The sequence below is a fragment of the Streptomyces sp. McG3 genome (assembly GCF_018619185.1).
Lineage (GTDB): Bacteria > Actinomycetota > Actinomycetes > Streptomycetales > Streptomycetaceae > Streptomyces.
Genome location: NZ_JAAXYC010000298.1, coordinates 1 through 9,895, shown reverse-complemented (window position 1 = coordinate 9,895; position 9,895 = coordinate 1). Strand labels below are relative to the sequence as shown.

Sequence of the window (9,895 nt, the reverse complement as noted above, 5' to 3'; positions counted from 1 at the left end):
CCCGCGAACCGAATCCGGAGACCGCCGTGCCCGCATCGCGCCCCGACCTCGCCCTCCTTCCCCGGCCCACCAGGGTCTCCTCGCTCGGCGGCCGGCTCACCCTCGACCGGGACACCACCGTCCGGGCGCTGCCGGGCGCGGAACCTGCGGCGGACCTGCTGCGCTCCCTGGTCGGCCGCGCGGCCGGGCTCCCCCTCGCCCCGGCGTCGGACGGCCGGGTCGTCCTCGCCCTGGACGACCGGCTCGGCGGCCTCGGCGAGGAGGGGTACGGGCTGACGGTCGCCCGGCAGGCCCTCCAGCTGCGTGCCGCCCATCTCACCGGGCTCCTCCGGGGCGTCCAGACGATCCGCCAGCTCCTGCCCGCCGAAGCCCTGTCGGGCGGGGCGTCGGAGGCCGGGTCCTGGGAGCTGCCGTGCGTCGAGATCACCGACGTGCCGGAGCGGCCGTGGCGCGGGGCGATGCTGGACGTGGCGCGGCGCTTCCAGCCGGTCGGCTATCTGCGCCGGTACGTGGATCTGCTGGCGCTGCACAAGCTGAACGTCCTGCACCTGCACCTCACCGACGACCAGGGCTGGCGGATGCCGGTCGACGCCTACCCCCGGCTGATCTCGGTCGGCTCCCGGCGGGCCCGGTCGCAGAAGGGCCCGACCGGCCCGGACGGGGCGCACTTCGACGCGGTGCCGCACGGAGGGTCGTACACCAAGGCGGAGTTGAGAGGCCTGGTGCGGTACGCGGCGGAGCGCGGGGTCACCGTCGTACCGGAGATCGAGATGCCCGGCCATGTGCGGGCGGCGCTCGCCGCCTACCCGGAGCTGGGCAACAACCCCGGGCGTGAGCTGGACGTGTGGACCCGCTGGGGGGTGTGCGACACGATCCTCGGCGTGCACGAGGGGGTCTTCGACTTCTGCCGGGCCGTGCTGGAGGAGGTGATGGACGTCTTCCCGTCCCCGTACCTCCACATCGGGGGCGAGGAGTGCCCGACCACCGAGTGGGAGGAGAGCCCGGCCGCCCGGGAGCGCGCGGCGGCCCTGGGGCTCGCGGACCCGGCGGCGCTGCACGGCTGGTTCATGGGCCGGATCGGGGCGTTCCTCGTGGAACGCGGCCGGATTCCGCTCGGCTGGGTCGAGAACGGCGCCGAACTCCCCCCGGAATTCACGGTGATGACCTGGCGCGACTCCTCGCACGCACGGGCCGCCGCACACCGGGGCCATCAGGTGATCGCCGCGCACCACCGGGCGACCTACCTCGACTACGCCCAGTCCGGCGACCCGTCCGAGCCGGTCGCCCAGCCCGGGGCTCCGGTCCCCCTGCACACGGTCCACGGCTACGAACCGGCGCCGCCGGACTGGCCGGAGGCGGACCGGGCGCGGGTGCTCGGGACGCAGGCCCAGCTGTGGACCGAGTACGCCCGCACCCCCGAGGAGATCGAGTACCTCAGCTACCCACGGCTCTGCGCGCTGGCCGACCGGTCCTGGTCCGGCGGGCGCGGCGACTGGCCGGGGTTCGTCGAGCGGCTGCGTCACCACACCGCCCGGCTGGACGCCCTGGGCGTCCCCTACCGCCCGCTGGACGCGCGGTCGCTCGCGACCGCCCCGTACGCGTCCCCGTCTTCAGGAACAGCGCGACCCCACTCGTAGCCACTCCCCCACCACCGTTCCGGAGAGGAACAGACCCGTGAACACATCACGCAGGAATCCGCGCAGGTCCAGGCTGCGCATCGCCGCCGCCTCGGCCGCCGCCGTGGCCCTGGCCGCCACCGGGCTGGCCGCGCTGCCGTCCTCGGCGTCCGCCGCGGCGGACGGGATCGTCGTCCAGTACCGCACGAGCGCGTCCGGCGCGAGCGCCGACCAGAGCGAGCCGTGGCTGAAGGTCCGTAACGCCGGCTCCACCTCCGTACCGCTGAGCAGCGTCAAGGTGCGCTACTACTTCAAGGCCGACTCGGCCTCCGCCGCCTACCGGTTCGCCTGCTCCTGGGCGGTGAAGGGGTGCGCGAACATCACCGGTACGTTCGGGACGCCCGCGCATCCGACCGCCACCGCGGACCGCTATCTGGAGATCGGCTTCACGGCCGGGGCCGGTTCGCTGGCGCCGGGGGCGGACACCGGAGACCTGCAGCTCCGCTTCCACCAGAGCTCCTGGGCCTCGCTCGTCCAGTCCGACGACTACTCCTTCGGCGCGGACAGGACGGCGTACGGCGACTGGTCCAAGGTGACCGCTCATGTCTCCGGGGCGACCGTGTGGGGCGAGGCCCCCGGGGGCAACGGCCCGACCGACCCGCCGGACCCGACGGACCCGCCCACCGACCCGCCGGGGGACGCGCCGGCGCTGTTCGACGACTTCGACTACAGCTCCCACACCGACCCGGAGATCAACGCGAACGGCTGGAGCGTCCGGTCCAACTCCGGCGGCCCGGGGGTACCGGGCGCGACCTGGGCCCCGGAGAACGTCACCTTCGCCTCGCAGAGCGGGAACTCGGTGATGAACCTGGAGACCTCGACGGCCGGCACGGGGGCCTCGACGAAGCACACCGAGATCCTGACGCGGTCGATGAAGTTCAAGAACGGGACCTACGCGTCCCGGGTGAAGTTCAGTGACGCGCCGCGCTCGGGACCGGACGGCGACCGGATCGTGCAGACGTTCTTCACCATCAACGACCTCAAGGCGCCGATGGCGGACGACTACGCGGAGTACGACTTCGAGTACCTGCCCAACGGCGGCTGGGGCGAGCCGGCGAACATCCTCTACACGACCTCGTGGGAGACCTACCGGCCCGATCCGTGGGAGGCGGTCAACGCGCACAGCGAGGTCCGGCAGTCGTACGCGGGCTGGCACGACCTGGTGGTGACGATCGACGACGACGAGATCACGTACTACGTCGACGGGCAGCACTTCGGGACGCACGGGGCGGCCTATCTGCCCGAGCGGCCGATGTCGATCAACTTCAACCAGTGGCTGATCGACCTGGAGGGGCAGCCGAGCACCACGCCCCGCGCCTACGACCAGCAGGTGGACTACGTCCTGCACGTGAAGGACCAGGTGCTCACCCCGGCACAGGTCAACGCGATGGTCGGGGCGTACCGGGGTGCCGGGACGAGCTTCGAGGACACGGTTCCGGCCGGATAGCGGGGTCCGTACGGCGTGGGAGCCGGGCGGGGCGGGGGTCGAGGGCGACCCCCGCCCCGCTTTCGTATGCCCGAAGGCGCCCTCGCCACCGATTCCGTACGGCGCCGGCCGGGGCGAATTTTCCGGCACCCCCTTGACAGCCCCGCCACCCGCCGGGCAATCTTCCGTTAAGCAGAAACTAACTTCCGCAATACGGAAGGAGCGCCGACATCCTCATGGGATACCCGGACCAGCGCTTCAATGTGAACCTTTCGATCCTCTTCACGGAACTCCCGCTCCTGGAGCGTCCCGCGGCAGCCGCCGCGGCGGGCTTCACGGCGGTCGAGCTGTGGTGGCCCTGGATCGAGACCCCCACCCCTCCGCAGGCGGAGCTCGACGCCCTCAAGAAGGCGCTCGACGACGCCGGCACCCAGTTGGTGGGGCTGAACTTCTACGCCGGACAGCTGCCCGGCCCCGACCGCGGCGCGCTCTCCGTGCCCGGCACGGAGTCGGACCGCTTCCGGGCCAACATCGAGGTGGCGGCCGACTTCGCCGCCTCGGTCGGCTGCACGGCGCTCAACGCGCTGTACGGCAACCGCGTCGAGGGTGCGGACCCGCAGGTGCAGGACGCGCTCGCCCTGGAGAACCTGGTACTGGCCGCCCGCGCGGCGGACCGGGTCGGGGCGATCCTCCTCGTCGAGACCCTCAACAAGCCGGAGTCGCCGCTCTATCCGCTGGTCAGCGCACCGGCCGCGATCGAGGTCGTCGACAAGGTGAACGCGGCGACGGGCCTCGGGAACGCCAAGTTCCTGCTGGACCTCTACCACCTCTCGATGAACGGCGAGGACCTGAGCCAGGTCATCAAGGCGTACGCCGCGAAGACCGGCCACGTCCAGATCGCCGACAACCCGGGGCGCGGCGCGCCGGGCACCGGTTCGCTGCCGCTGGAGCAGCTCCTCGACGAGCTGAAGGACGCCGGGTACGCGGGCTGGGTCGGCCTGGAGTACAAGCCGGGCGACCGGCCGAGCGCGGAATCCTTCGACTGGCTCCCGGCGTCGGCCCGAGCGGCCCGCTGACCGGCCGCGGGCGGGCCGGGCCGGCCTCCGGTCGAGCCCAACCCCCTTACGTACAAACGTTTTTCAGGAAGGCACCCTCATGAGCAACAACCTCCCCAAGGTTGCGTGGATCGGCCTCGGCATCATGGGCTCCCCCATGTCCGAGAACCTGGTCAAGGCCGGTTACGACGTCACCGGATACACCCTGGAGCAGGACAAGGTCGACCGCCTGGTCGCGGCCGGCGGCAACGGCGCCTCCTCGATCGCGGACGCGGTCAGGGACGCGGACGTCGTCATCACGATGGTGCCCGCCTCCCCGCAGGTCGAGGCCATCGCCTACGGCCCCGACGGCATCCTGGAGAACGCCAAGCGCGGCGCCCTGCTGGTGGACATGTCCTCCATCACCCCGCAGACCTCCGTGGACCTCGCCAAGAACGCGGCCGAGAAGGGCATCCGGGTCCTGGACGCGCCGGTCTCCGGCGGCGAGGCCGGCGCCATCGAGGCGGTCCTGTCCATCATGGTCGGCGGCGAGCAGGCGGACTTCGACGCCGCGAAGCCGCTGCTGGAGGCGCTCGGCAAGACCATCGTGCTCTGTGGCCCGCACGGCTCCGGCCAGACGGTGAAGGCGGCCAACCAGCTGATCGTCGCGGTCAACATCCAGGCCTGCGCCGAGGCCGTGGTCTTCCTGGAGAAGTCCGGCGTCGACCTCGCCGCCGCACTGGACGTCCTCAACGGCGGTCTGGCCGGCTCGACCGTGCTGACCCGCAAGAAGGACAACTTCCTGAAGCGGGACTTCGCCCCCGGCTTCCGGATCGACCTGCACCACAAGGACATGGGCATCGTCACGGACGCCGCCCGCAACGTCGGCGCGGCCCTGCCCGTCGGCGGCGTGGTCGCCCAGCTGGTCGCCTCGCTGCGCGCCCAGGGCGACGGCGGCCTGGACCACTCGGCGCTGCTGCGCTCGGTCGAGCGGCTGTCCGGCTCCCAGGTCTGACCCCCTGCGGCTCCGCGAGGAGCCCCTGGCCCCGCACGGGGCCACGGCCCGCACGAACGGGCCCCCTGATCTCCGGGCCGCGGTGGCGCTGACACCTGTCCTGTCGCGCCCAGGCGCTGCCGCGGCCCGGAACCACACACTTCGTTTTCAACAAACTGTTGACGTTGCTCCGCGGCGAATCTACGCTCCTCAAGCCGTCAGCAGCTCGTACGAAAGGTCATCCCGCCACATGGCTAAGCGTGTGCTCACGACCGAGTCAGGCGCCCCGGTCGCCGACAACCAGAACTCCGCCACCGCCGGTGTCGGTGGACCGATCCTCCTCCAGGACCAGCACCTCCTGGAGAAGCTCGCCCGCTTCAACCGTGAGCGCATCCCGGAGCGCGTGGTGCACGCCCGCGGTTCCGGCGCGTACGGCTACTTCGAGGTCACCGACGACGTCACGGGCTTCACCCGCGCCGACTTCCTCTCCCAGGTGGGCAAGCGCACCGAGACGTTCATCCGCTTCTCGACCGTCGCCGACTCGCTCGGCGGCGCGGACGCGGTCCGCGACCCGCGTGGCTTCGCCCTCAAGTTCTATACGGACGAGGGCAATTACGACCTGGTCGGGAACAACACCCCGGTGTTCTTCATCAAGGACCCGATCAAGTTCCCCGACTTCATCCACTCGCAGAAGCGCGACCCGTTCACGGGCAAGCAGGAGCCGGACAACGTCTGGGACTTCTGGGCGCACGCCCCCGAGGCGACGCACCAGATCACCTGGCTGATGGGCGACCGCGGCATCCCCGCCTCGTACCGCCACATGAACGGCTACGGCTCACACACCTACCAGTGGACGAACGCCGCGGGCGAGGCCTTCTTCGTCAAATACCACTTCAAGACGAACCAGGGCGTGCGCTCCCTCTCCGCCGACCAGGCCGCCGAGCTCGTCGGCAAGGACGCCAACTCGCACCAGACGGACCTGCTCCAGGCCATCGAGCGCGGCGTCAACCCCTCCTGGACGCTGCACGTCCAGGTGATGCCGGCCGCCGACGCCGCCGACTACCGGTTCAACCCGTTCGACCTCACCAAGGTGTGGCCGCACAGCGACTACCCGCTCCAGCGGGTCGGCCGCCTGGTCCTGGACCGCAACCCGGACAACGTCTTCGCCGAGGTCGAGCAGGCCGCGTTCTCCCCGAACAACTTCGTGCCCGGCATCGGTCCCTCCCCGGACAAGATGCTCCAGGGCCGGCTGTTCGCCTACGCGGACGCGCACCGCTACCGCCTGGGCGTCAACCACACCCACCTGCCGGTGAACGCGCCGCGCACCGCCGTCGTCGACAACTACGGCCGCGACGGCGTCCACGCGACCCGCAACGGCTCGCGCCACGACAAGAACTACGAGCCCAACTCGTACGCCGGTCCGGCGCAGACCGACGCGGCGCTCGCCGCCCCGCTGGCGATCCACGGGTGGACGGGCACGCACGAGGCGCCCGCGCACACCAAGGACGACGACTTCTTCCAGGCGGGCGAACTCTTCCGGCTCATGTCCGACGACGAGAAGGGCCGCCTGGTCGCGAACATCGCGGGAGGCCTCTCGCAGGTCACCCGTGACGACGTGATCGAGAAGAACCTCGCCCACTTCCACGCCGCCGACGCCGACTACGGCAAGCGCGTCGAGAAGGCCGTCCGCGCCCTGCGCGAGGACTGAGCCTCCCCTGGACCCTGCCCGTACCGCGCACCCGGATGAGGGGTGCCGCGCGGCGCGGGCAGGACGACGAGGCCGCGGCGGTCGAGCGATGCCAGTGCGGTGGTGAAGGACCCGGGGACCGTCTCCTGACCTGAAGGAGACGCCCTCCCCCGGGCCGATCGCCGCCGCCGCGGTCCCTGTCACCCGGCGACACCTCTGTCGCTCCCTGAACGAGGGCGCGGAGTACGGATACGGTCCCGTACTCCGCGCCCTTTCGCGTGGGCGGGAACGTTTCCCGGCCCCCTCCGGCAACGAGACCCGACGCATGAGGAACCGTGACCCGGGTGGGCCGGCACCACCAAGCCCGCCCGACGCATGGAGAACCGTGGCCCGGGTGGGCCGGCACCATTCAGCCCGTCCGGCGTTTGAGGACGGAACCGTGGCTCCGGAGCAGGCCGCTCCCTGCGTGGGGGACGTGCTCTGAACCCTGCCTGGGGAGTTCGGCCCCTCCCCCGCGAGGCTTCCGTCCTCAAGCGCCGGACGGGCTGGGATTGCCGGACGGGCTGGAATCACCCGGACTGGCTGGGATGATCCGCATCCAGCCCGTCCGGCGCTTGAGGACATCTTCGGCGGGGCGGAAGGCGCCCGCACGCAGCGAAACAGGCCCCCGCCCCGGGAAGGAATCCGGGGCGGGGGCCTGTCGGCTGCGGCGGGTGGGGGTCAGGACGCCGTCAGGGGGCGGATCGCGGTGGGCGCGTGGGACGCGTCCGTCGCGATGTCCTCGAACTCGTTGACCGACGCGATGTCACTGCCGCTCATCGCGATGTTCGTGACCCGCTCCAGGATCGCCTCGACGACGACCGGCACCCGGAACTCCGCGGCGAGCTTCTTCGCCTCCTCGAAGGCCGGCAGCAGCTGGTCCGGCTCGGTGACCCGGATCGCCTTGCAGCCGAGTCCCTCGACGACCTTGACGTGGTCCACGCCGTAGACGCCCAGCTCCGGGGAGTTGATGTTCTCGAACTCCAGGTTGACCTGGAAGTCGATGTCGAAGTTGCGCTGCGCCTGGCGGATGAGCCCCAGGTAGGAGTTGTTCACCAGGACGTGGACGTACGGGATGCGGTGCTGCGCGCCGACGGCCAGCTCCTCCAGCATGAACTGGAAGTCGTAGTCGCCGGAGAGGGCGACGACCGTGCCCTCCGGGTCCGCGGTGGCGACGCCCAGCGCGGCCGGGATCGTCCAGCCGAGGGGGCCCGCCTGGCCGCAGTTGATCCAGTGGCGCGGCTTGTAGACGTGCAGCATCTGCGCGCCGGCGATCTGGGAGAGCCCGATCGTGGTGACGTAACGGGTCTCCGGGCCGAACGCCCGGTTCATCTCCTCGTACACGCGCTGCGGCTTGAGCGGCACGTTGTCGAAGTGGGTCTTGCGCTGGAGGGTCGCCCTGCGCTCCTGCGTGGACGCGGCCCAGGCCGAACGGTCCTTCAGCTCGCCCGCGGCCTTCAGCTCACGCGCCACCTCGACGAAGAGCGTCAGCGCGGCCTTGGCGTCGGAGGCGATGCCGAGGTCCGGGGCGAAGATCTTGCCGAGCTGGGTGGGCTCGATGTCGACGTGGACGAAGGTGCGGCCCTGGGTGTAGACGTCCAGCTTGCCGGTGTGGCGGTTGGCCCAGCGGTTGCCGATGCCGAGGACGAAGTCGGACTCCAGGAAGTTCGCGTTGCCGTAGCGGTGCGAGGTCTGGAGGCCGACCATGCCGGCGTTCAGCTCGTGGTCGTCGGGGAGGATGCCCCAGCCCATCAGGGTCGGGATGACCGGGACGCCGGTCAGCTCGGCGAACTCCACGAGGAGCTCGGAGGCGTCGGCGTTGATGATGCCGCCGCCCGCGACGAGCACCGGACGCTCCGAGGCGTTCAGCATCTGGATCGCTCGCTCGATCTGCTTGCGGGAGGCCGCCGGCTTGTGCACCGGCAGGGGCTCGTACAGCTCGGGGTCGAACTCGATCTCGGTGAGCTGGACGTCGATCGGCAGGTCGATGAGGACCGGGCCGGGCCGGCCGGTGCGCATCAGGTGGAAGGCCTGCTGGAAGACGCCGGGGACCTGCGCGGCCTCCAGGACGGTGGTCGCCGCCTTGGTGACCGGCTTGGCGATCGACGCGATGTCGACGGCCTGGAAGTCCTCCTTGTGCAGGACGGCGGTCGGGGCCTGGCCGGTGATGCACAGGATCGGGATGGAGTCGGCGATGGCGGAGTACAGACCGGTGATCATGTCGGTGCCCGCCGGGCCCGACGTGCCGATGCAGACGCCGATGTTGCCGGCCTCGGCCCGGGTGTAGCCCTCGGCCATGTGGGAGGCGCCCTCGACGTGCCGGGCCAGTGTGTGCTGCACCCCGCCGGAGGCCTTGAGGGCCGCGTAGAAGGGGTTGATCGCCGCACCCGGCACACCGAACGCGTTGCTGACGCCTTCGCGCTTGAGGATCTCAACTGCCGCTCGGGCAGCGGTCATACGAGGCATTGAGTGCTCCTGCTCGGGATTGGTGGAGTCGGGCTCTGTCGCGCCACCTGAGAGCACCAATTCCGCATTACGGAAATTCAGTTCTGCTATACGGAAGCAATCTAAAACGTGGGGCGACCGCCGTCAAGGGCGCGGACCTCCGCCCGCCCCTACGAAGTCCGCCAACCCCCTCCCCAGAGCCTCGCTCCTGGTGGACGATGGCGTGACGAGGGAGGCACGGAGCGCAGTCGGCCGCGCCGTCCGTGCCGGAGGGAGACGATCGTGGAGTCCGTGCCGGTACGGTGCCCTGTCTGCGGCCGGGACCACGCCTACAGCACACCGGCCTACCCCTGCCCGTGCGGGACGCCCACCGCACCGCCCCTGCTGCGGGACGCCCCGGCGGTCCTGGTCACCCACCGCAGCTGGAACGACGCGTGGGTCACCGTCCGGTGCGCGTCCTGCGCCCGGGAGAACCAGTGGCCCCAGCCCGAGCTGTGCTGTCCGTGCGGGACCGTCCTGCGGATACCGGTGCGCCCGGTGGCCGCCGCGCCGGCCCCTGCCTCGCCGGTCTCCCCCTGTGTCTTATACACATCT

Annotated in this window: 6 protein-coding genes and 1 pseudogene; 6 read left to right on the top strand and 1 reads right to left on the bottom strand. The window is 71.0% G+C overall.

All coding sequences use genetic code 11. The annotated features are described in order from the left end of the window. The first annotated feature begins 26 nt into the window (after nt 1–26). The 5 genes from HET64_RS31820 to HET64_RS31800 all read left to right on the top strand — a co-directional run bounded on the left by HET64_RS31820 (nt 27) and on the right by HET64_RS31800 (nt 6,838). Entirely contained in the window at nt 27–1,637 is a 1,611-nt protein-coding gene (locus tag HET64_RS31820) for a beta-N-acetylhexosaminidase (protein WP_215110614.1), read from the top strand. 37 nt (nt 1,638–1,674) lie between these two features. Further along, nucleotides 1,675–3,123 carry a cellulose binding domain-containing protein gene (locus tag HET64_RS31815; protein WP_215110613.1) on the top strand — a complete coding sequence of 483 codons (1,449 nt, stop codon included), beginning with the start codon at nt 1,675–1,677 and terminating at the stop codon, nt 3,121–3,123. Between the two features lie 215 nt (nt 3,124–3,338). Further along, a complete protein-coding gene (locus HET64_RS31810; RefSeq protein ID WP_215110612.1) occupies nt 3,339–4,178 on the top strand; it encodes a TIM barrel protein in 840 nt (279 codons plus the stop codon). Between the two features lie 79 nt (nt 4,179–4,257). Beyond that, on the top strand, nt 4,258–5,151 hold the full coding sequence (locus HET64_RS31805; RefSeq protein WP_073803970.1) for a 2-hydroxy-3-oxopropionate reductase: 894 nt from the start codon (nt 4,258–4,260) through the stop codon (nt 5,149–5,151). Nucleotides 5,152–5,380: 229 nt separating this feature from the next. Then, a complete protein-coding gene (locus HET64_RS31800; protein ID WP_215110611.1) occupies nt 5,381–6,838 on the top strand; it encodes a catalase in 1,458 nt (485 codons plus the stop codon). 699 nt (nt 6,839–7,537) lie between these two features. Here the strand turns inward: HET64_RS31800 and gcl are convergent. Then, a complete protein-coding gene (gene gcl / locus HET64_RS31795) occupies nt 7,538–9,322 on the bottom strand; it encodes a glyoxylate carboligase (RefSeq protein WP_215110610.1) in 1,785 nt (594 codons plus the stop codon). Nucleotides 9,323–9,583: 261 nt separating this feature from the next. On the opposite strand from gcl, the pseudogene HET64_RS39365 reads away from it, so the two are divergent. Continuing rightward, nucleotides 9,584–9,895, top strand: a pseudogene (locus tag HET64_RS39365) (hypothetical protein); the annotation flags it as partial.

Coding starts and splice junctions, on each gene's coding strand:
- HET64_RS31805 (WP_073803970.1), top strand. CDS start 4,258: ATGAGCAACAACCTCCCCAAGGTTGCGTGGATCGGCCTCGGCATCATG.
- gcl (WP_215110610.1), bottom strand. CDS start 9,322: ATGCCTCGTATGACCGCTGCCCGAGCGGCAGTTGAGATCCTCAAGCGC.
- HET64_RS31810 (WP_215110612.1), top strand. CDS start 3,339: ATGGGATACCCGGACCAGCGCTTCAATGTGAACCTTTCGATCCTCTTC.
- HET64_RS31800 (WP_215110611.1), top strand. CDS start 5,381: ATGGCTAAGCGTGTGCTCACGACCGAGTCAGGCGCCCCGGTCGCCGAC.